General features: G+C 43.3%; 20 protein-coding genes. 4 read left to right on the top strand and 16 right to left on the bottom strand.

Translation table 11 applies throughout. The features are described 5' to 3' along the window. Positions 1 to 41: 41 nt before the first annotated feature. From JCM15548_RS02385 to JCM15548_RS02360, 7 genes are all read right to left on the bottom strand, one after another. Positions 42 to 1,232: a DUF4960 domain-containing protein gene (locus JCM15548_RS02385; RefSeq protein WP_062122281.1), complete on the bottom strand. Its 1,191-nt coding sequence runs from the start codon at positions 1,230 to 1,232 to the stop codon at positions 42 to 44. A gap of 62 nt (positions 1,233 to 1,294) precedes the next feature. Then, positions 1,295 to 2,977, bottom strand: coding sequence for a RagB/SusD family nutrient uptake outer membrane protein (locus JCM15548_RS02380; RefSeq protein WP_062122280.1), 1,683 nt, complete (start codon positions 2,975 to 2,977; stop codon positions 1,295 to 1,297). Between the two features lie 63 nt (positions 2,978 to 3,040). Next, the gene (locus tag JCM15548_RS02375; RefSeq protein ID WP_227625359.1) at positions 3,041 to 6,127 is read right to left on the bottom strand and encodes a SusC/RagA family TonB-linked outer membrane protein; all 3,087 of its coding nucleotides are present in this window, start codon (positions 6,125 to 6,127) and stop codon (positions 3,041 to 3,043) included. 392 nt (positions 6,128 to 6,519) lie between these two features. Continuing rightward, positions 6,520 to 7,062, bottom strand: coding sequence for a hypothetical protein (locus JCM15548_RS02370; protein ID WP_062122278.1), 543 nt, complete (start codon positions 7,060 to 7,062; stop codon positions 6,520 to 6,522). A gap of 159 nt (positions 7,063 to 7,221) precedes the next feature. Further along, a complete protein-coding gene (locus JCM15548_RS02365; protein ID WP_157482344.1) occupies positions 7,222 to 7,806 on the bottom strand; it encodes a hypothetical protein in 585 nt (194 codons plus the stop codon). Beyond that, positions 7,791 to 7,943, bottom strand: coding sequence for a hypothetical protein (locus JCM15548_RS21455; protein WP_157482342.1), 153 nt, complete (start codon positions 7,941 to 7,943; stop codon positions 7,791 to 7,793). Before JCM15548_RS21455 ends, JCM15548_RS02365 begins: the two co-directional genes overlap by 16 nt. A 114-nt stretch (positions 7,944 to 8,057) precedes the next feature. After that, the gene (locus tag JCM15548_RS02360; protein WP_062122276.1) at positions 8,058 to 9,155 is read right to left on the bottom strand and encodes a hypothetical protein; all 1,098 of its coding nucleotides are present in this window, start codon (positions 9,153 to 9,155) and stop codon (positions 8,058 to 8,060) included. A 266-nt stretch (positions 9,156 to 9,421) separates the two neighbouring features. Here JCM15548_RS02360 and JCM15548_RS02355 point away from each other — a divergent pair, with 266 nt between their 5' ends. Then, entirely contained in the window at positions 9,422 to 9,676 is a 255-nt protein-coding gene (locus tag JCM15548_RS02355) for a hypothetical protein (protein ID WP_157482339.1), read from the top strand. Between the two features lie 96 nt (positions 9,677 to 9,772). Here the strand turns inward: JCM15548_RS02355 and JCM15548_RS02350 are convergent, their stop codons facing one another. From JCM15548_RS02350 to JCM15548_RS02330, 5 genes are all read right to left on the bottom strand, one after another. After that, entirely contained in the window at positions 9,773 to 11,092 is a 1,320-nt protein-coding gene (locus JCM15548_RS02350; RefSeq protein WP_062122414.1) for a permease, read from the bottom strand. Positions 11,093 to 11,149: 57 nt separating this feature from the next. Next, on the bottom strand, positions 11,150 to 11,848 hold the full coding sequence (locus tag JCM15548_RS02345; RefSeq protein ID WP_062122274.1) for an aromatic aminobenezylarsenical efflux permease ArsG family transporter: 699 nt from the start codon (positions 11,846 to 11,848) through the stop codon (positions 11,150 to 11,152). Positions 11,849 to 11,909: 61 nt separating this feature from the next. Beyond that, positions 11,910 to 12,341 carry a nitrophenyl compound nitroreductase subunit ArsF family protein gene (locus tag JCM15548_RS02340; protein ID WP_062122273.1) on the bottom strand — a complete coding sequence of 144 codons (432 nt, stop codon included), beginning with the start codon at positions 12,339 to 12,341 and terminating at the stop codon, positions 11,910 to 11,912. Positions 12,342 to 12,366: 25 nt separating this feature from the next. Next, positions 12,367 to 12,606, bottom strand: coding sequence for a thioredoxin family protein (locus tag JCM15548_RS02335; RefSeq protein ID WP_062122272.1), 240 nt, complete (start codon positions 12,604 to 12,606; stop codon positions 12,367 to 12,369). A gap of 57 nt (positions 12,607 to 12,663) precedes the next feature. Then, positions 12,664 to 12,978, bottom strand: coding sequence for an ArsR/SmtB family transcription factor (locus JCM15548_RS02330; protein WP_062122413.1), 315 nt, complete (start codon positions 12,976 to 12,978; stop codon positions 12,664 to 12,666). 193 nt (positions 12,979 to 13,171) lie between these two features. On the opposite strand from JCM15548_RS02330, the gene JCM15548_RS24950 reads away from it, so the two are divergent. The 3 genes from JCM15548_RS24950 to JCM15548_RS02320 all read left to right on the top strand — a co-directional run bounded on the left by JCM15548_RS24950 (position 13,172) and on the right by JCM15548_RS02320 (position 17,420). After that, the gene (locus JCM15548_RS24950) at positions 13,172 to 15,118 is read left to right on the top strand and encodes a sensor histidine kinase (protein WP_062122271.1); all 1,947 of its coding nucleotides are present in this window, start codon (positions 13,172 to 13,174) and stop codon (positions 15,116 to 15,118) included. A gap of 29 nt (positions 15,119 to 15,147) precedes the next feature. Beyond that, positions 15,148 to 15,234 (top strand): hypothetical protein, encoded by an 87-nt coding sequence (locus JCM15548_RS26085; protein ID WP_369403669.1) that lies wholly within the window; start codon positions 15,148 to 15,150, stop codon positions 15,232 to 15,234. 383 nt (positions 15,235 to 15,617) lie between these two features. Next, positions 15,618 to 17,420: a T9SS type A sorting domain-containing protein gene (locus tag JCM15548_RS02320; protein WP_062122270.1), complete on the top strand. Its 1,803-nt coding sequence runs from the start codon at positions 15,618 to 15,620 to the stop codon at positions 17,418 to 17,420. Positions 17,421 to 17,527: 107 nt separating this feature from the next. Here the strand turns inward: JCM15548_RS02320 and JCM15548_RS02315 are convergent, their stop codons facing one another. The 4 genes from JCM15548_RS02315 to JCM15548_RS02300 form a co-directional block, all read right to left on the bottom strand. Then, positions 17,528 to 17,884, bottom strand: coding sequence for a hypothetical protein (locus JCM15548_RS02315; RefSeq protein WP_062122269.1), 357 nt, complete (start codon positions 17,882 to 17,884; stop codon positions 17,528 to 17,530). An 84-nt stretch (positions 17,885 to 17,968) separates the two neighbouring features. Continuing rightward, a complete protein-coding gene (locus JCM15548_RS02310) occupies positions 17,969 to 18,937 on the bottom strand; it encodes a family 43 glycosylhydrolase (protein WP_062122268.1) in 969 nt (322 codons plus the stop codon). Positions 18,938 to 19,163: 226 nt separating this feature from the next. Further along, the gene (locus tag JCM15548_RS02305; protein ID WP_062122267.1) at positions 19,164 to 20,249 is read right to left on the bottom strand and encodes a protein-glutamate methylesterase/protein-glutamine glutaminase; all 1,086 of its coding nucleotides are present in this window, start codon (positions 20,247 to 20,249) and stop codon (positions 19,164 to 19,166) included. Beyond that, positions 20,250 to 21,107, bottom strand: a complete 858-nt coding sequence (locus tag JCM15548_RS02300) for a CheR family methyltransferase (protein ID WP_062122266.1) — start codon at positions 21,105 to 21,107, stop codon at positions 20,250 to 20,252. Positions 21,108 to 21,242: the final 135 nt, after the last annotated feature.

The following is a 21,242-nucleotide window of genomic DNA, read 5'->3' as shown; positions in this document are numbered from 1 at the left end:
AAGGAAGAGGCAAAGAACCAAGGTTCTTTGCCTCCGGTTGATTACTTTCTACGGGCCAAATAATTTAATGAATTCCTTGTAAACCTGTAGATATTAGCCTGATATGCATTTACCCCATCAGGATTAATTTCCCCTTGCGCATTCTGGTTAAACTCAAAACCACCAATTCCTTGATAAATAGCCCTTCCCTGATATTGCTCTGTCGGGAGAAATTCGACAACTCCTGCCATCCAGTAATCTCTGATCCCTGCCCAAACGCCAAGCCATTCTGCTTGCAATCCTTCTGTAAAGGCTACATAAATCTCGGGATTATCATTCGGACCGATACCAAAATATCCAGGCATATTCTCCATAACATGATTATGGTCCTCTTTCCAACCGGGACCAATTACAGGAAACCATTTGTAACCGTCCCCGTCTTCATTCATTGAAATTCCGCTATAAACCGGATGATTGCTAACATCATGAGCCCAACCTCCGTTTTCAGGACGCAAAGTCACACCTATACCCCATGTATCCGAATTTTCAAAGCCCTCTCCGGATCCTATGACCATAGGCACCTGAATACCAATGCGCCCTAAAGACCACAAATATCTACAGGCATGCGAATTCAATAATAAACCACCGCCACTTTTATAGAAGTCATTTACACTTGCCAAAACAGTGTTATCCAGAGCAATTTCGGGCAATTCTGCACTTTGATCAAAATACCACCATAAAACACGGTACTTAGCCAAATCGACCTCTCCACTTTGAACATCTTCAAAACTAACAAATTCGCCATTTTCATAATTTGAGAAGAACCATTCCGCTGCAGCCTTTTCATCGTCCTCCAGGATGGCCTCGACGCTCAAACTCGTACTTAAAAAGCCAATATAGAATAACTCAGTGACAGTAATGATGTAGTCATTATATATATTTCCATTAACTAACTTCACAACAATTGGCGAAGAAAAGTCCTGTATACTTCGGATGTCAGGCGTCATTACAACCCCGTCAGGAACATCGATTTGCACACTTAAATTAGTCAAATTCGTACCATCGGGGACTTTCACATCAATCGTACCCTCTTTCTCATTGATCTCACCTTCTACACCATCCACAACAAAAGATTTTATCGTAACATCACCTTCAAGTTCGAGTGAACCTTCGTTCCAGGACTGCTCGCAACCTACCATCAGCAACCCGGCAAAAAACAGAAACGATATAGCATATAATAATTTCGTCTTCATAATTTTTCTTTTTAATATGATTGAGGATTGAATGCTCTACTAACAAACCAATACACATTCAATTAATAATTGTAATTCTGCTCGTACAAACCTTTACTAAAGTTGATCTGCTGTTGCGGAATGGGAATGTACTCATCCTGATTCTTATCAAAGGCAGCATTGCTGTAATAAGACCTTCTGCTTGTTTCTTCTTCATAATAGGTGTTGAGCACCTCATCGGCAATCCCCCAGCGTACCAGGTCGAAAAAGCGGTTGCCTTCCATGGCCAACTCCAGTCGTCGCTCCCACCGCATGGCCTCACGGGCAAAGTCCTGAGTCCAGGTACAATTAACGCCTGGCTGATAAAGCGCCACTTCCAGATTTGGGGCATAGGGAATAAAAGTGGTGCTGGACTGAGCCCTGGCCCTCACCTCGTTGATAAGGTCCAATGCTTCATTGTGCCGGTTCAGTTCAATAAGGGCTTCCGCTCTCATTAAGAGCACGTCGGCATAACGGATAACAATCCGATTCTTCGAATTACCATAAAAAGGATCGATATTGATAAACACTTCACTGTCAGGATCGACATTCTCTTTTAAAGAAGCATAAACACCATATACACCGGGATTTCGGTTCCAATCTTCCTCATAAGTCCTTGTAGCATTGTACTTGTATGGAAAACCGGGAATGGCCACGGTATGGAACAGTCTGGGATCCATTGACTCAGAGTTCACATCTACATCTGTACTATTGTAATCCTCAAAATCTGGCAAGCCATCAACTGTCCGAAAGGCATTCACCAAATTTTGACTGGGCTTGTGAAAATCGCAGCATCCGAGTCCCTGCGGAACCGAAAGCACATCGGAAAAATTCAAACGACCATGCATGGTTCCATCATCCGTTGAAAACTGAATGGAGAAAATGGCTTCAGGGCCATTTTCATACGACCCGTGCAAGAAATTTTTGGCAAAGTCGTCCTCCAGGCGGTAGGGAGACTCCATGACTATGGCGGTATACTTAACAACTTCTTCTAAAAACCCGGCATCAATATTGGTCACATTGTGCTGCTCATCCTGCAAATAGGCCTGATACAAACGGGTTTTTGCCAGATAAGCCGCTGCGGCATATTTATTGGCACGGCCCACTTGAGGCTGGTCTTCTGGTAGAAACTCGTAGGCACTCTCAAAATCCTGAGCAATTTTATCCCACAGCTCCAAATTACTTAAGGCAACATTGGAAATACTACCATATTCAGCTACAGGGACTGTTTCATCGAGATAAGGAATGTTCTTATAGATGATCTTCAACATAAAGTAAAAGTGTCCTCTGATGAACTTCATCTCACCAATTCGGACGTCCCGCTCAGGGAACTCCTCAAGGGTAACAGAGTTCAAAACAGTAAGCGCAGCATTGGCTCGGGAAATGGCCACATACATGTTGTACCATAAAGCATCAGGAATGCCAAAAGTCGGCAACACATTCTCAGAAATCTCATAAAAATGGTAATCCTGAATATCGCTTTCATCGCGTCCGCCTTTGTAAGCATCATCGCTACGTACATTGCCCCAGGGCCACAAACTAAAAGGCGCATCGTAGTGATCGTTTCCCAACATGGAATAAGCTGCTACCACTAACTTATCAATTTGCTCAGGTCCGGAGACCTGTTCCTGATCCAACACGGCATTTGGTGTTACTTCAAGGAAGTCACTGCAACTGACAACCATGAAGGCAACTGTGAAAACTAGGGAAAATATTATCTTCTTCATCGGTGAATATTTTAAAATTAACTGGTCAAATAAAACTTACACAAAACAATTAATGTATTGATATTAAAACGACACATTGAGTCCTAGTGTAAAGGAAGCCGGGATGGGATAACCAAATCCGGGGGTTTCCGGATCAACACCCGTAAAATTCTTACTGGTAATTGTCAGCAGATTTTGCCCGGTCACATAAAAACGCATACGCTCCATTTTGATGCGTTGCGACAATTCTCTTGGCAGAGAATAGCCCAACTGCACATTTCTCAACTTCAGGTAAGAAATGTTTTCTACATAGTAAGTCGAAAAACGTTGTTCCCAGTTGATATCAGTCGATTGAAGCGCCGGAATATCAGAGTCGGGATTGGAAGGACTCCAGGCATCCAACAACCGTGTTCCTTTGTTTGAGCCCGTTTCCCAAACACTCCAGAAGTCCGTGTTTCCTTTCATAGCGTGCACATTCGCATCAATATTCTGAACACCCTGTAAGAAAACACTCAAATCGAAATTCTTATATTCCAGATTGATATTCAAACCCCAAATAAAATCAGGATGTGGGGAGCCAATCCAGGCCCTGTCGTCGCTGGTTATTCCGCCATCTCCATCTAAATCTTTATAACGAATGCGCCCCAGGCCCTTTCCATCTTGCAGAGCGTGCTGGTTGACTTCATCAGTTGTTTTGAAAATCCCGTCAGCCACATAACCATACATTGATCCCAATGGACGTCCTAAAATATTGTCCTGATCACCATCACCACCATAAGCATTTTGCACATCTTCAGGCAAATGCGTCACTTTATTTCTATAGGATGAAATGTTGGCCGTAATATCATAGCTAAATCCTCCAGAAGTAGATTTCCGATAACCCAGGCTTGATTCAAAACCTTTATTTTCCATTGAGGCTCCATTCAACCACCGGTTACCACCTTCTCCAATAGCAGCCAGATATGGAGGCATCACTAAAATGTCATCCGTCTCTTTTATGAAATATTCCAAAGATCCGTATACAGCTTGTTGGAAGAGTCCAAAATCTAACCCGAAATTGCTTTGCGTGGTGGTCTCCCACTTCAAATCATCATTACCTCTCTGAACCAATCGGAATCCGGATGGCAACATCCCTCCACCATTGCCATCAATATCGTAGGCGGTGCCTCTTACTGTAGACCAGGTAGGGTCAGCCACGCCATAGTCAGGAACAAAAATGTTGTAAATAGCGGTATTGCTTATTTCCTGATTACCGGTCTGCCCCCATCCATAACGCAACTTCAGATCAGAAAACACCCCACTCAGGTCTTCCATAAAAGCTTCCTGACTAATTCTCCAACCCAATGAAAAAGCGGGGAAGGTACCGAAACGGTTATTCTTGCCAAACCTCGACGAGCCATCATAACGGATGGTGGCAGATGCCAAATAGCGCGAATCGTAATCATAATTCACCTTACCAAAATAGGAAAGCAAGGTGTAACCAGTGGATGCCCCGGTGGCATTGGTCCTGCCAGTCCCTACATCCGGCCACATAAAATCTGCACTCTCCAATTCATAATCTTCTTTGTAGGCCGAAAAATTGATATTATCCTCACGGAAATGCTCGATACCTCCTAAAACATCGAAGCTACTCTGGCCTATATCAAACTTATAGTTCGCCGTGTTACTCCAGGTCCATTTTAGCGAATGTCCTTGCTCCATACTAACGGCCGACAAGTCATTTTTGAGGTAACCCGACTGATAGCTGCGCGTAAGGTTGCGCTTGTAAAAATTACCATAATCAATTCCAAAACTTGACCGGATATTTAATCCTTTAACGGGTTCCAAATTGGCAAACACATTACCAAAAGTTCTCCAATACCTATAGCGGTTATCTTTGTTGGCATCCAGCAATCGAACAGGATTATGGCGGTCATTCATTCCGCCTGCAGGACCACCCCACTGGCCATCTTCTGTATAAACGGGAACCACAGGAAGGGCTTGCAAAGCGGTGTTAAGAATGCCACCCGGCGCTTCCAACTCCTCTGTCATATTAAGGGTGAAATTTTCACCAATGGTCAGTTTTCCGTCCAATAAAGAATAATCGGAGTTCATCCGGACAGAAATCCTGCTAAAATCACTGTTTTTGATAATACCCTCACTATCCAGATAACCCAAAGAAAAGAAATAATTGCCATTGTCGGTTCCGTTACTCAACGACAGGTTATAAGATTGCATCAAACTCTGTCTGGTAACAGCATCAAACCAATCCGTATTGGAAGGACGCATGGTTCGGGCTGCATCCAGATACTCGGGCAAGAGAATTTTATCCAATACCGGCTCTCCGGCTTCATCATATCCCCAATCAAAACTATAGCCGATGTTATTACTATTGGGATTTGCTCCGCCATTTACATAAGCCTGCCACATGGCTTGACCGTACTGTTCTGTATTAAGAACTTCCATTTTATTATTGTACCAGGAAGAAGTTAAGTACGTATCGAAGTTCACCCGTGTTTGACCATCCTCTCCCCTTTTGGTCGTCACAATAATAACACCATTCGCTGCTCTTGATCCGTAAATACTGGCAGCTGAAGCATCACGTAAAACCTGTATGCTCTCAATGTCATTGCTGTTCAACTCATGCATGCCGGATTTGGTGGGTACCCCATCAATGATATAGAGCGGATCATTGTTATTCAGGGTTCCGATCCCTCTTATTCGAATGGTGGCGTTGCCTTTGGGACTACCGTCTGATGTCACCATCATACCCGCCACTCTTCCTTGCAAGGCCTTCATTGGATTGTTGTCAGGCGACTTCATCATGTCATCGACCTTAACCACTGAAACTGCACCAGTCAAATCAGCCTTTCGCTGCGATGAATAACCCGTCACAACAACCTGTTCCAACTCTAAAAGAGAGGATTCCAATGACACATTCAACACACTGCTGGTAATCTCGTGCTCCTGATCATCCATTCCAATCATAGAAAAAACCAGGACGGCATCAGTTCCCTGCAGGTCAATCACATACTCCCCATCCATATTGGTAATAACCCCATTGGTAGTTCCCTTTTCAATTATTGTAACACCCGGAAGAGGAGATACCCCGTCACTTTCAGTTACTATTCCAGAGACGGATTGAATCTGAGCGTACCCAATTACTGGTAGCAACAACAGCAAAGCTGCCATCCAACTTCGTTTTAGATTTTTCAAAATTTCATTCATAGTTGTAATCGAATTTGATGAAACATTAATGGACTGACATAAATCACGTCAACAAATGTAATCTGATGTTAAAAAAACAAAGGCCAAATATGTTGCACATGCTATCAAATTTGATGCACACCGACCTAATCCGCAGAAAGAGAATCATTTACAACACGAAATTTATGGATATAATCACAAAAAAAATAAAATTCAGGATTTGTTTGATTCCGTTTTTATTCTTTTGGAACTTCTTTCTGACAATAACTGATGAAGCCTAAAGTGTACTTTTGAACCATTAGTAGCTATGCTGGCAAGGAAACTCCACAGCGCACCTTCACAAAAAAGCCAGCCTTAATCACTGCTGATTGCAGTAATTAAGGCTGGCTTCTTAATTCAATTTTGTCATGCTTAAGGAAGCGGCGCTCCCACGGCAATGTCACAACGGTGCCAGGCTGGCCATGCGCCGGATTGGTCTTTGGTTTTTCGCCGGTAGCAGGTGTGGTTGTCCGGCTTCCCTGAGTGGCGTTTAATCGTTGGGCATTTTCTACGGTGGGGGCCATGGAACCCAGATTGCTGCCTGCTTCGCTTCTGGTAGCAGGAGGTGGGGAAGTATTGATTCTGGTGGCTTCCTCTACTCCGGCAGGGGCATTTAAGGGACTGCCAACAGGTATCTCGCAGCGGTGACCGGGCTCCCCATGCGGCGGATTGAGCTTAATGGGCTCGGTTTCTTCAACTAAAGACTGTAAGGTGGCTGTGTCCTGTTCAACATCCATCGGTTCTTCCGGGGTCTGTTCTGTTACAGGTGCTGCTTCTGTCTGTTTGCTGTCTTTCTGAGCAGTACCACAGGAAATTAAGCCCAAAAACACCAGACTTAAAATACCGGTAGTCCATCCTAATCTAAGTTTCTTTCTTTGCATCTCTATTGTTTTCATTTATTCATTCCATTTCTTCGAGATTCTTCAGTGCCTTTCAAAATACTTTAGGTCACTGTAACCCAAACAAAGGAATCACAAACTGGTTCATTTTAGGCATGGCCTAACTTCTCAAGATTGAACCAACAATCCTAAACCAATGGTTTAATGTTGGAAAGATTTTGACCATGACCTTCTTCTTAAAAAAAAGGTCACAAAATAATGCGTACCGGTAATAAAAAGTATAGGAACCAGAGCATGAACAAAAAGGCCGGTCAGCAAGCCCCAAAGGTTCCCTGTCTGAGAAGCAAGCAGAGAATCAAGCAATAAGCCAAAGGGATTAAACAAGCTTATCCCGTGAAAAAAATTAGCTGCCAAATAAAGAATGCCCAGCCCAATAGAAAACAAAAAGACGCGAAAAATGGGAAACTTAGCTTTGCGATGTATCAAAAAAACATACAGGAAGTAAATTCCCTGGGCCACAACACCTGAAAACAATCCCGTTAAAAATGGATCTAAAGGCATCAATGCAACATCATTAGAGCTGCCTAGGCGTGTATAAAAGACCATAAAAGCAGCACCAAAAGCCCCGGCCACCTGACCGCTAGCCCTTAACCAAAAGCACCGAAACGTTTTTTGATGAAGCGCCTTGATAAAAGAAATAACAGGTAAGACATGAATATTCGCGCTTGGCTGATAGTACCAGACCAAGGCGAAAAACACAAACGTATAAATCAAGCCCCAAGCCACATTTGAGAAAAGCCGTTTTGCTCTGCTACGGGGTTAATCAACAAGAAATAGAGAAGAACAAACAAAAAACTGGCAACCGTTTCTTTGATGGCTACTGTCCACTTTTCTTGTGACACTGATTTTTTGGAATATCTCATAAGATCATCATTTACGTTTCCGGCGCCCTTGCCTTTTACCGTAAATTACAATCTCAGTGTATCCTAAAGCTTTCCTTAAAATTAAATAATTATTAAATCGCAACTAATACCTAACTAGAAAGACCAGCTGGCAGTTAATCGGGCAGTTACAGAACTATCCACCTCGTCCGCATCAGATCCTTCGTAAGTCTCTACTAAAAAATTGGGTGAAATCGACAGCTTACTATTAGGCCTGTAGGCCAACCCGCCAATGATCAACTGGCGCTTGTCATTGGTTGCGTCGGCATGTGAATTGGGTTCGAAATGATCGAAGCGACCAAAGGCATTTATCTTTTGAGTAAAATGATAGGTCCCAAAAACAGAAAGGCCAAAGCCTTTGCTGTCTGTATAATCATCTCCCATCTGATAGCCATTTTGAACCGTTCTGAAAAAAACTTCTGCCCCTGCAGAAAACTTATCTTTCATTTTGTAGCCGGCATAAACGGCGGAAGTCAAAATATTATTGGACAAGGTTTCATCGGCGACAAAAGTGTTGTCAATCGACGCCCGGGATTGATAATCACCATAAATCGTAAAATTGAAATTGGCCAGAGGAAGGACTTCCAGGTGGGCAAAATACCGCTTATATTTATCTTGCTCGGGACTTCCTGCACCATTGTTTCCATACATGAACCAATACTTAAACATCCCATCCCCATCGATTTTACCTTTGAGAGAAAGTGCCAGGTCACGAGAAGGAACCACTTTGCGTAAATCCATGATGGTTTTCTCAATATACCGGTTGCCCCAGTTGCTTTCAGAGGCGCTAAAAGCGGGAGTGGGCTGAATACCGACAATAAGATTGTGTCCATCAGCATACCCCCAGTCGAGGTAGGCATCTTTGATAAACATCGTGAATTTGTTGGCCTTGTCACCACCCATATTAGTGGTAAAATTGGACTCATCAGATTCCAAACGCAGCCTGGTTTTTAAACTGGAGTTAAACCGATAGTCATAGGACAAATAAATCCGCCTGATTTGCAGACCATTAACTCCTTCTTCTCCGTCCAGAGCAGTATTACTCAGCGCTCCAAAGTTGTCATCTCTCAAGGCATTGTAGTAGTAGTCTACAAAAAAGGTTCCGCTGATCTTCCCGGCTGGTTGTTCTTCAACCTGAGCTCGCAGGGTACAACCAAGCAACAAAAGCACGATTAATAAGAAATTACTCTTCATGGGTTCAATTTTTCCTGTGTGTAAAAAATTTCATCTAAATCGCCAGAATATCCTCAATTAATAAACAAGGATTAACTCTGGCTTAATCCTTGGGTAATGTCCCATTTATATATTTGAAATGTATATAATATTCTAAATAGAATGCAATAAAATCGATATTTCTAATTGTTCCCATTCTCGCCTTAGCGCTAATCAAACCTCTTGGCATTGCAGCCAATAGTGATAGTACTTCTGCCGTTGATTCTGTTTTGATCCATAAGCAGGCCTTGAAAAACCTCACCATTATCACCCCACATTCGGAGATCTTCGCTGACGGCACTTTGAAAAAGTCCTTTGTCGGTTACAGCTTATTTGACATCGACAAAAATCCACTTATAAAAGTAGGTTCAGTATTAGACATACCGGTAACACTTAAAATAAAAGAAGGGACTTACATCATCCGTTTAAACAACCAAAACCCGATCCAATATTACATTACAGTAACAGCCGAACATACCCAAGAATTTAAAATTCAAGAATAATTCGACTGCGAAAATACAATTCTTTACAGCACCTTTACATCCAACCAAAAAAATTAAGAAAAACTTAACATTGACATAACACTAAAAGCCCCTCCATTAAATTGAACCAAACAAGAGTCCGGCCAGGGTCGATAACACCACCACAATAGCTACATAAACAGCCGTCTTCTGGGTACCCATGACACCACGAATCACCAGCATGTTGGGCAGCGACAGAGATGGGCCAGCCAGTAAAAGGGCCAAAGCGGGACCTTTACCCATACCGGAAGCCAACAACCCCTGAATAATAGGCACCTCTGTCAGTGTGGCAAAATACATAAAAGCGCCAACAATAGAAGCCAGCACATTAGAAAGCAATGAATTACCACCCACAGCCCAGACGACCCACTCGTTGGGGACTATGCCGGGAATGGAAACATCATCATGGGTGGATCCCAGCAAGAAACCGGCTATGACTACCCCAATGGCCAAAAGCGGCATTATTTGTTTGGTAAAACCCCAGCTGGAAATGATCCATTCTCTGTTTTCACCATCTTCTGATTTATCCATTAAGGCAATGGAGCTGACAGCCGCGATCCCTACCACCATACTCACCAGCGGATTGGCAATTAACAAAGCACTTAAGGCGGTAATAACCGCTCCCAGGAGCACTTGCCAGCTTTTCAGTTTTAAAATGACGATCATGGAATAAACCAGAACCAGTCCGAACGCCCCGGTAATGTGCCATTTGTAGGCCCAGATATAATACCAGACACTGGACGTATCACCATCGCCCGGAGCACCCCAGTTGGCAAAAATCAGAATGAATACCAGCGAGAAAAAATGAATGGCCGTCTGCCACAAGGGCCGGTTTTCCGGCACATCCGGAAAGTTGAGCTGTTCAGCAGCTTTCAACCTTTCCTCTTTGCGATAAATAAATGCCATGGTTAAGCCAATCACCACGCTGAAGACCACCGCGCCAATAATACGGGCCACCCCCATTTCAAAACCCAATATACGTGCCGTTAAAATAATGGCCAAAATATTGATAGCGGGACCGGAATACAAAAAGGCTACTGCGGGCCCTAGTCCGGCACCACGCTTATGAATACTTGAAAACAAGGGCAATATGGTACACGAACACACGGCCAAAATGGTGCCTGAAACGGCTGCTACCGTATAGGCCACCCACCTTTTGGCTTTGGCACCAAAGTATTTTATCACGGCCCCCTGGCTCACAAAAACCGAGATAACCCCGGCTATTATAAAGGCAGGCAGGAGACACAGGATCACATGCTCACGGGCATACCATTTGGACAAGTCGAGCGTCGCATCAATGGCGGTATTGAAAACCGGACTATTAACGGGCATGTAAAATACTCCCAAAAACACAACAACGATCCAAAACAGGATTTTTAATTCTTTCTTTAGTTCCATAATCAGAATGATTAACGACAACATTTCGGGTTTATTCGAAATGATGATTCAAATTTTTTAGAAGAAAAAGATAAAGGTATAATAGACACCCACCCCAATAAACAGAACCGCTACAAAACGTCTGAACCAAATTTCGAAAATCTTAATGTGGTTATACAATTTGCCCACATTACCAACCGCATAGGCCAGCAACCAGGCAAAAATGACCACCGGCAAGCCAGTGGCAATAGCATAGATCACCGGCAAATAGAGTCCACTGACACTGCTAATGGTTATAGGTATCAACATGGCAAAATAAAGTACACCACTGTAAGGACAAAAAGCCAGGGCAAAAACCATCCCAAGCAATAGGGTACTCCAGTAACTACCTTTACCTTTTTCACCGATTCTCTCGGTCAGTCCCGACATTCCGGGAAACTTAATTTTCAGGACATCCAGCATAAAAAGCCCGATAATGATCAGCAGCGGTCCCAGTACCCGTTCTCCCCAGCCCTGAAACAACATGGCTATGTTCATTTCATTGGCGCCGAAAAAGAGGATGACGGCCAGGAGCGTATAACTAATCACGCGGCCTAAAGTATAGACCAAACCACTGATAAACACTTTTCTTCTGTTCTCAATGTCACGACTGATGAACCCAATGGCCGAAATATTTGTGGCCAAAGGACAAGGGCTGATGGCAGTCATCAGCCCCAATACCAATGCCGTCACAAAAGCATAATCAGAATTCTCTAAAACACTTTGTAACAACTCCATATAAACAACGGTAGTTAATTTTAGAAAGAAAAATCAGTCCGGGAAAAGACAAGGTCCAGGACTATTTGCTGGCCAATAAAGGATCAATGGCCTTCTTTATCTCCTGCTGTAATTTCTCCGGGTTGCGGGCATTCATGAATCCTTGTGAAGTCAGATCAATTCTCTGGTCACCTTTGAGGACAATCAGCCCCTGCCCAGAGGCCTGACTTTTTTTGGCTATGGCCTTACTCCCCTCCTCATCCAGATTCACCTCTGTAAAGGTAAGCTTACCGGCTTCCATCTGCTGGGGGTATAACTGTTCAAGCGCGATTTTTGTCTCTTTTTCCACGGCATTACAGGTCATGCAGCGACGGGTAAAATGAAAATAATACACTTCAACCTTCTCGCCATCGCTCACCTTGGCTTCTTCTGCTTTATTATTAGTCTGTGCGTTGCATGCAAAGCTCCCCAATACCATAAAAAGAGCCATGCCCATCATAAATACTTGTTTCATTGTAACCATGTTTTAGTTGTTTATGTTATTTGTATTTTGACAATACTTGTTTGATTTCATCCGCAGAAGGCACCCGACCCTTGATCTCCACTTTTTCATTGACCACAATGGCTGGTGTTGACATTACACCATAGGTCATAATATCCATGATGTCTTCCACTTTTGTGACCGTGGCGTCAAAACCATTTTTCTCCACCACCTCACGCGTAACTTTTTCAAGTGTCTTACACTTGGCACAACCCGTTCCTAAAATTTTTATTTCCATAATAATTTCTGTTTAATGTTTATTTCGGGAAAACCCGAACTTTATAGGCAAATTTTTTTATCGATTAAAAAAGCTCCCAAAAAGCACTTTCGCCTCATCCCAATTGGCTTGGTTGATACAATATTTGATGTAGGGCGGATTGATTTCACCCTGTATCAGGCCAGCCTTTTTTAATTCCTTAAGATGCTCGGAAAGGGTGGAACGGGCGATGGGCAAATCATCTACCATATCCCCACTGTAACAACAACGGTCCAGATTATTGGCCAAAAAATCCAATATATAAACCCGTACCGGATTGGAAAGCGCCTTGGCCAACTTAGCCATACGCTCTTGGTTATCCGTATAATATTTCTCTTTTTTGACTACTTCCATTCCATTCATTTCGTAAATTTACGAAACAAAGATATTTATAAATTTATGGTTCGCCAAAACACAAGAGAAAAAGTCTACTACTAATCAGAAAAAAATTAGAAATTAGCGCAATAAGTCGAACAAAAGAACAATCATCCTTTTCTATTTTCTATCTTTATAATACAAACTCATCTGTATACCATAATAAAAACCCATGAAACACCACTCGGCGCTACCTAAAAGGAATCATGCAAGCTCCAAAAGAATCAGGGCAAGCCATCCAACAATAAAAAACTCAAACTATTCCTGGATCAAAAAATCAATTAGCCTTATCGTCTTATGCTTTACAATATTTACAGTTATTAATTCACAGAAGATTATAAGAGTAGGTGCCTTTAACTATTATCCAGCTATTTTTCAGGATAGGAATGGGGATGTCAAAGGATTCTATGTTGATGCGCTGAAAGAAATTGGCGAAAGAGAAAATTTAGAATTTGTCTTTGTATATGGTTCCTGGGATGAAGGGCTTGAACGAATCAAAACCGGCGAAGTAGATTTATTAACAAGTGTTGCCATCACTGAAGAACGCCTTAATTACATGGATTACACAGCCACTCCCTTGTTAACTGTTTGGAGCGAGGTGTATGTAAATAAGAAATCTGAAATAAATGGAATTTTGGATTTGGAAGGTAAAACAATTGCAGTCATGAAAAGTGACTTTAATGGCAAATACTTAAAACAGCTTACTGAAAAATTAGCCATTACCTGTGTATTTATAGAAACAACTGATTTTGAAGAAGTATTCAAATTAATCTCGGGTAACAAAGTAAATGCAGGCGTTGTTAACAACACATTTGGGGCTCCAAAATCAGCAGAATACGAACTTCTTTCAAGCGGAATTATTTTTAATCCTTTTGATATCTATTTCACCGTAAAAAAAGGTGCCAATCAAGAATTGCTAACGATATTAAACAAATATCTTCATGATTGGAAGCATGATAGGAATTCTGTTTATAATACGGCACGACAAAAATGGTCTCAAGGACATGTTGGAGCAATTGAAGTATTTCCGGAATGGCTGGAAAGCACCATCTATTTAGTCCTATTAGTCGTTTTAACATTGTTTACATTTATAGGATTACTTCGCTATAAAATCAGAGCTGCCACGAAAAAAATAAAATATAGCGAGTTGATATTTAAAACCTTCATGGAAAACACACCTGCCTATGTCTATATAAAGGATGAGCATCTCAACCATTTATATCGCAATAGAATGGTGGATAAAGTTAACGGTGTGGGCCCAAATGACAAAGTCAGTTCAGCCAAAACAGTTTTTGAGCCCCACATTGCTGAGTTGGTTGAGAGGATGGACAAAGAGATTTTAAGTTCGAAAAAAAAACAATGTGACCTTCAGTATTTTTGCAAACTCAATGGTAAAAACACTTGGCTTCATGATTATAAGTTCTATTTGAATTTACCCAACGGAAAACCGGCTATTGCCGGTTTATCCTTTGACATCACCAAACTAAAAAACACTGAATCAGAGCTAATTAAAGCCAAAGAACGTGCAGAAGAAAGTGATCACCTAAAATCCGCTTTTCTGGCCAACATGTCGCATGAAATTCGCACGCCAATGAACGGCATTCTGGGCTTTGCCAACTTACTAAAGAACCCTGACCTTTCAGGAGAACAGCAACAAAAATATATTGAAATCATAAATAAAAGCGGCATTCGCATGCTCAATATCATCAACGACATTATCGACATTTCTAAAATCGAATCCGGTCTTATGAAAGTTGATATAAGAGACGTGAATATTAATGAGCAAATTGAATTTATCGACAGCTTCTTCAAAGCAGAAGCAGAAGCCAAAGGCCTTTCGTTCTCATATAAAAGCCCCTTGCCTGCTGAGAAAGCAATCATCAAAACGGATGGGGAAAAAGTGTATGCGATACTGACGAACCTGGTAAAAAATGCCATCAAATATACGGCGGATGGCTCTATCGAGTTGGGTTATAAATTTGTAGAGAAAGACAAGTCTTTGCAATTCCATATTAAAGATACAGGTATCGGGATTCCAAAAAACAGACAGAAAGCCATTTTTGACCGTTTTATCCAGCTGACATTTTTGATAAAAAGGCCTACCAGGGAGCAGGTTTAGGTCTGGCCATCTCTAAAGCCTATGTAGAAATGCTTGGTGGTGAAATCTGGGTTGAAAGCGAAGAGGGCACAGGCTCCACATTTTTTTTCACCTTGCCCTACATTCTCCAGCGGTGACAGACCCAATTGATTATAGAGCTGTGATGCCCAGACAGCATGCGCCTTATCGGGAGACAAGGATAATTCAATCCTAATTTACTAACTAAACTTCCACAAAAAACGAGAAGACCTCCTGATGTAAGCAATTGACCATTTCTAAAAGTCAATTGGCTTATGCCATACAGCTTCTTTTTATCGAGGCCAAAGAGTTACACTTTTATCTATAAAAATAAGTCCTTAGCACCCTATTTTTGCAACATTCATAAAATCAGGCGTCCTTTTTAGAGATATTCACCTTTTTTGGCTTGCTATTGCGACCATTCCGGCTGTAATTTTACCCTGATATCTATACCCGAATATTAACAACACACCTTTCTTATAAAAACTAATAACAAAAAATTATGAAACATCTCTCCACGCTATTTTTGGCCATCGGTCTGATGATGGCATCAACGGCAGTCTCCGCACAATTGACGAATCGTGAAAACCAAAATTCTTTTAAGAAAGTGCGTGAGCGCACTTTACCCGCTGCCCAACCTTTAAATATAAAAAAAGCCCAAAAAGCGGTGCGACTCAAAAATGCGACTGTGACGCAGCATCCTACATCCTCCAAACATTATAACTGGACGGGCGACGATTGGGCCTACCAGCAGGAATTGTTCTATGATGCCCAGGGCAGAGAAATTGAAATGATAAGTGGGGTATTAAGGATTATCACGGAATATGACGACTTGGAAAACAGTGAGACCAAATGGTTCCAGCAAAGAGCCAGCGAAGAGGCTGCCTGGACCACCTACAGGAAAGAAATTTCACTTTCGGGCGACAACTGGATTTACGAGATCTGGGAACTGGTGGACGGCACACTGGCCATTACCGGAGGCAGCAAGTCGCTATCCTGGGAAAGCACGGATGGAAATACCACCACCGACCAATGGGAGAGCTGGATGTACAATCCGACACTCGAGGCTTATGAGATGACTTCCGGCTATAAGGATGTATCCGTTGCCAATAATGCGGGGCAAACCCTTTCTGTCAATGGGTACTATTGGGAGAATGGTGAATGGAAGTTAGAATACACAGATACTTACACGTATAACAATGACAACCAACTCACACAAATGGCCTTCTGTTATTATGAAGAAGGTTTCACAGAATGTGAGCGTCTCGAATTCGTTTATGAAGGGGCAGGTGCCCCTTCCAGCGCCATGGTTTACACGGATTACGGCACGGGCTATGAGTTGACGGGCAGATACATCAATCTGGTTTGGAACGATTGGGGAAACATTTCTTTTGATGATGCGACGGTGGTGCTTTTTGCCACCCAGCAGAACATCATAGATCCGGATGGAGACTTGAACAACGATGCCAACTATGAAAATTTTGAGCAGTTTGAAAATGACCCGGAAGGCAATTATACCCACCAATACTGGATAGCCGGGCAGTGGGTGACCGACGATCATTATTCAACTGTAACAGAAGAAAATGGAGATGTGGTAACGACCTCTTATTATTTCGATTACGAAGAAGGTATCGATGAGAACTGCGACCTCTTTATGATGGGAGATAAACAAATCATGGTGGTTGGCGCCAACCATACTTCCATGACAGATTATGAGTGGACCAAGACCTCAGAACCCTGTGGCTATGAATGGGTAAAACTTTATGAAGTCATCGAAAACACAACCGCCACCACACAGGAATCCATTACCCGCTATATGCAAGCGGAGATAATGATGGAAAGCATTGAATTTGAAGAATGGAACATGTACGGCCATCCTGTAGTTAGTCGCAATTCGAGCTTAATGGGAGAAATAGTTATGAGCTACGAGGAATACAGTTACGACAATACCTATGATGGCAGTCTGAGGACCTCCACCATCATCTCCTTCAGAGATCAGCAAGACGGCGCCTTTTCTCCCACAGAAAAGATAGAATATGTCTATGGCGGGGCAACATCCACCCAGGACCAAAGCCTGGCGGCTGTCCAGGTTTTCCCTACAGTGTTTAATAAAGGATTTAATGTACACCTGCCACAAATCAGCACACTCCAGCTCATTTCTGCTCAGGGACAAACGGTTTGGCAACAGGCATCGGTCAGGGGACAGCTGTTTGTGCCAGGAAGTCACCTGCCACAAGGGGTGTACCTATTGCTCATAAGCAATAATGCAGGAGAAAAAGAAACCATCAAATTAATTAAAAGGTAATAACACCACTCCTGAAAATCAGAGCGGCTGCTCCTTTAAGGGAATCAGCCGCTTTTTTGTTATCCAATGCGCAACAATAAACTTTTGTCGGTTGACCTTCTAAGAAATCACAATTCCTTCCTCGCCCGTCGTATATCTCTAAAACTTTTGACAAACCATACAATGGCTAAAATGGAACTGAGCATCATCACCACGACCCGGATCAATGCGGCCATATCGTCTCTTCCAATGGCGGCTGTCAGGGGCATTACCAGACCGATCGTCACCAAAAGGGTTAAAATAACCGCCAGGTGAGAAGGCCCTTTTTTCTCGTTTTTCACCCCGGGATTGAGCGCCAGAATAAGGACGCCAAAAACAAAGGGAATGAGTGCCGTTACAGAGGGGCTGTCTGAGGCCGTATAGCCCCAAATGCCCAAACCCATAAGAAGGATGGCGTTGACCAGACTAATTTGATATACTTTCATAAAATACGGTTAAGTTAATTGACAATGGGAATCTCACACCAATCAATTAACTTGAAAGTGGTCCGCTTTGTTCAAAGTCTGGAGCTATTCCCAAACAATTCCGTTAAAATCAATCTTTTCAATATGTCCGGCCGCATCAAAATTCAGGCTGTCCACACACAACTGACGCAGCACATAGTCTTTATCCTGCGGAAAAATTTTGTGGTAAAGAATATAGTGTTGTCCGTCTTTTTCAAAAACCGTATGATGGCCCGGACCCTCCACATTTTCCTCTTCATTGGTGGTCAAAATGGGACTGTTTTCTCCTTCCTCCCATGGTCCGTAAGGCGTGTCACCGCTAGAATATCGAACCTTGTAGGAATCTTCAATGGCTTTGCCATCTGAGTACATCAAATAATAGGTGCCGTCCTTTTTCAACATAAAGGCGGCCTCAAAAAATCCGGGAGGGGTCACATTCACCGGCTCTTCCATAAAGGAATGCATGTCCGGCGCCAGTTTCGCCACAAAACAAGCGCCATTGACCCAGTTCCAACCCGACCCCCAATAAAGGTAGGCCTGACCATCCTCATCAATGAAGGCCTCGGCATCAATCATGTGATAGTCGGGGAATAAATCGCCATGAATAAGGGGCGACTGATCTTCCTTGATGTTGCGCCACGGACCGGTAGGGCTATCGCTTTCCCCGGCCCAAATTTCGCTGCCTACTGAAATGTACATGTAAAACCGGCCATCGAGTCCCTTAATCACAGAAGGTGCCCAGACCATGGCTTCACGGGAGGTGGGACTGGTACAGGCCTCTTTGGTCGGCCAGTTAAGGGTATGTGAGGTAAATTCCTTAAAATCGGTGGTGCTGAAAAGCGCCAAATCCTCACCCCCCCATGGATCTTTGGTGGCATAGATATAGTAAACCCCTTCATGAATAACAATGCTGGGATCCGCATAATACCCATCCATGATGGGATTCGAAATGGTTTCGGGTTGTTTTTGCTGGCAAGCGGTAAAAGCCGTCAATATGACAGAAATGGTCAAGGAGATAGTCAATAAAAATTTCATCTGTTTATTTTTTGTTTATTATTTATCAGATGGAACTCGCCAGATAATCATCTCTCTGTGTGAGAACTCTTTCTCATGGCTCGTTTCATGTTATCAAATTTATGGTCAACAATTAAACAATCACGTTGCCCAAAGAATAAGGCAACCGCCTCGCTAAGATACCAATTTTATAGAATGGCCTGCAATGAAAAGGCCATTTCTGGGATGGCCTGTGTAAAAATGACCTTTAGTGCGACTTCTTCAAAGCGGCAGCAGCAATCAATTCAAGGGAAAGTATTTGCGTATGGGCCTGCAGCTTGATGGCCTCATGGGGCATCCCGAATACCACACACGATTGTTCATCCTGAGCAATGGTATGGGCGCCGGCATTTTTCATTTCTAAAAGTCCTTTGGCACCATCGGACCCCATGCCGGTCATGATGACGCCCACCGCATTAGCGCCGGCATTCATGGCTACTGAACGAAACAGCACATCCACACTGGGGCGGTGACGGTTGACCAGAGGACCATCGGTGACTTCCACATAGTACCGGGCACCACTTCTTTTTAATAGGGTATGTTTATTACCCGGCGCAATCAGCGCCCGCCCCCGAATGACGGTATCATTGTTTTCTGCCTCCTTCACACTGATGGCACACAATCCGTTCAAACGCTCCGCAAACGATCGGGTAAAGCCCTCAGGCATGTGCTGAACAATGACGATACCCGGACTATCAGGCGGCAGCGCATGCAAAAACTGAGCCAGCGCCTCTGTCCCCCCGGTGGAGGCTCCCACAGCAATGACCTTCTCAGTGGTTTTTATCATACTGCTCCCCCTCTTCAAGGAAGGAAGGACGGCGTCGGCCGAATATTTAGGCTCCACCTTAATGGGCACAGAAGAGGCCTGTCCACGTCGCTTCAGGCGGGCATGAGCGGCCGCCTTAATGGCATCGCAAATGCGTATGGATGACTCCTGAAAAAAAGCCTTTGTGTCCATTTGCGGCTTGGTAATGATTTCCACCGCCCCGTATTCAAGAGCCCTCATGGCCGTTTCTGTTCCTTTTTCGGTCAGACTTGAAATGATGACTACCGGAATGGGATGCTGGTTCATGATGCGACGCAAGAAAGTGAGGCCATCCATCCTGGGCATTTCCACATCCAGGGTGATGACATCCGGGATTTCATCGAGCATCTTTTTTGCTGCCACATAAGGATCAGAAGCTGTCGCCATTAGCTCCAGCACCGGATCATCATTGATCATCGCCCCCAGTGTTTGACGAACAACTGCAGAGTCATCCACCACCAAAACCTTTATTTTTTTCTTTAGCTGCATCTATATTTTTTGAAAAACGGTGGGCCGCACATTTTTAAGCGGCAAATTCATCCCAATCAAAGACTCCGAATGTCCGTGAAAAAAATAACCGCCCGGCTTCAAATAACGACAAATTTTCTGAACCACCGCCTCCTGTACATTCCGGTCAAAATAGATCAAGACATTGCGACAAAAAATCACATCAAATTTCTCCGAAAGCGGATAGCTTTCATCCATGAAATTCACCCGGCTGAACGACATTTTCTGCCTGAGTTCAGGAACTGCCCTGTACGTCCTTTTTACCGCATCGGTACTTTTCATAAAATACTTTCGCACCAGGTACTCCGGCACCGCCGGTCGCAGGCGCTCCTCGGTGAACACCGCATTCAATGCCATCTTCAAAATTAAAGTAGAAATATCCGTCCCATGAATCCGGAAGTCAAAATCCTTGCCGCCCCCCAAAAACTCACTGATACTCATGGCCAGCGTATAAGGCTCTTCGCCACTGGAACAGGCGGCACTCCAAACCTTTAAGGTACTGCTGTTATTTTTAGCTTTAAACTCAGGCAACACATGCTCCTTTAAAAAGGAAAAATGGACCGGCTCGCGAAAAAAATCTGTTTTATTGGTACTGATGGCATCAAAAACATGAACCACCTCGGACTCAATGCCATCCTTTCCAAAAACATACTGCAAATAAGCCTCAAAGGTGGGAATGCCCAACTCTTTCAGCCGTTTTTTTAACCGGGCCTGCACCATGACTTTCTTGGCCGGAGGCATTTTGATCCCTGTCTCCCGGTTGATGAAGGCGCCCAGTTTATCAAACTGATCATCCGACAATTCTGCCTTATAAATATTGCGAATATCATCAAACACCATATGTATCCTTTTTTTAGCCTTTCAGGGCATCACCTGAGTGATGCCCTGCTATGGACTACGGTAAAATAGCTTTTAAGAAAACCCTTTGACCAGTATCTTTTCAAACCTATTCTTTTAAAAAGTTGCCAAGGCCAT

Source organism: Geofilum rubicundum JCM 15548, assembly GCF_000974365.1.
Taxonomy (GTDB): domain Bacteria; phylum Bacteroidota; class Bacteroidia; order Bacteroidales; family Marinilabiliaceae; genus Geofilum; species Geofilum rubicundum.
Note: the sequence above shows the minus strand (reverse complement) of the source record. Positions and strands in the feature narration are given on the sequence as shown.

What these genes read in the sequence shown, in the direction of transcription:
- JCM15548_RS02370 (WP_062122278.1), bottom strand. Translation starts at nt 7,062, where the DNA reads ATGCAAAGAAAGAAACTTAGATTAGGATGGACTACCGGTATTTTAAGT.
- JCM15548_RS02335 (WP_062122272.1), bottom strand. Translation starts at nt 12,606, where the DNA reads ATGGAAATAAAAATTTTAGGAACGGGTTGTGCCAAGTGTAAGACACTT.
- JCM15548_RS02305 (WP_062122267.1), bottom strand. Translation starts at nt 20,249, where the DNA reads ATGCAGCTAAAGAAAAAAATAAAGGTTTTGGTGGTGGATGACTCTGCA.
- JCM15548_RS21455 (WP_157482342.1), bottom strand. Translation starts at nt 7,943, where the DNA reads ATGAGATATTCCAAAAAATCAGTGTCACAAGAAAAGTGGACAGTAGCC.
- JCM15548_RS24950 (WP_062122271.1), top strand. Translation starts at nt 13,172, where the DNA reads ATGAAACACCACTCGGCGCTACCTAAAAGGAATCATGCAAGCTCCAAA.
- JCM15548_RS02310 (WP_062122268.1), bottom strand. Translation starts at nt 18,937, where the DNA reads ATGAAATTTTTATTGACTATCTCCTTGACCATTTCTGTCATATTGACG.
- JCM15548_RS02340 (WP_062122273.1), bottom strand. Translation starts at nt 12,341, where the DNA reads ATGAAACAAGTATTTATGATGGGCATGGCTCTTTTTATGGTATTGGGG.
- JCM15548_RS02300 (WP_062122266.1), bottom strand. Translation starts at nt 21,107, where the DNA reads ATGGTGTTTGATGATATTCGCAATATTTATAAGGCAGAATTGTCGGAT.
- JCM15548_RS02385 (WP_062122281.1), bottom strand. Translation starts at nt 1,232, where the DNA reads ATGAAGACGAAATTATTATATGCTATATCGTTTCTGTTTTTTGCCGGG.
- JCM15548_RS02380 (WP_062122280.1), bottom strand. Translation starts at nt 2,977, where the DNA reads ATGAAGAAGATAATATTTTCCCTAGTTTTCACAGTTGCCTTCATGGTT.
- JCM15548_RS02345 (WP_062122274.1), bottom strand. Translation starts at nt 11,848, where the DNA reads ATGGAGTTGTTACAAAGTGTTTTAGAGAATTCTGATTATGCTTTTGTG.
- JCM15548_RS02375 (WP_227625359.1), bottom strand. Translation starts at nt 6,127, where the DNA reads ATGGCAGCTTTGCTGTTGTTGCTACCAGTAATTGGGTACGCTCAGATT.
- JCM15548_RS02320 (WP_062122270.1), top strand. Translation starts at nt 15,618, where the DNA reads ATGAAACATCTCTCCACGCTATTTTTGGCCATCGGTCTGATGATGGCA.
- JCM15548_RS26085 (WP_369403669.1), top strand. Translation starts at nt 15,148, where the DNA reads ATGCTTGGTGGTGAAATCTGGGTTGAAAGCGAAGAGGGCACAGGCTCC.
- JCM15548_RS02360 (WP_062122276.1), bottom strand. Translation starts at nt 9,155, where the DNA reads ATGAAGAGTAATTTCTTATTAATCGTGCTTTTGTTGCTTGGTTGTACC.
- JCM15548_RS02315 (WP_062122269.1), bottom strand. Translation starts at nt 17,884, where the DNA reads ATGAAAGTATATCAAATTAGTCTGGTCAACGCCATCCTTCTTATGGGT.
- JCM15548_RS02330 (WP_062122413.1), bottom strand. Translation starts at nt 12,978, where the DNA reads ATGGAAGTAGTCAAAAAAGAGAAATATTATACGGATAACCAAGAGCGT.
- JCM15548_RS02350 (WP_062122414.1), bottom strand. Translation starts at nt 11,092, where the DNA reads ATGGAACTAAAGAAAGAATTAAAAATCCTGTTTTGGATCGTTGTTGTG.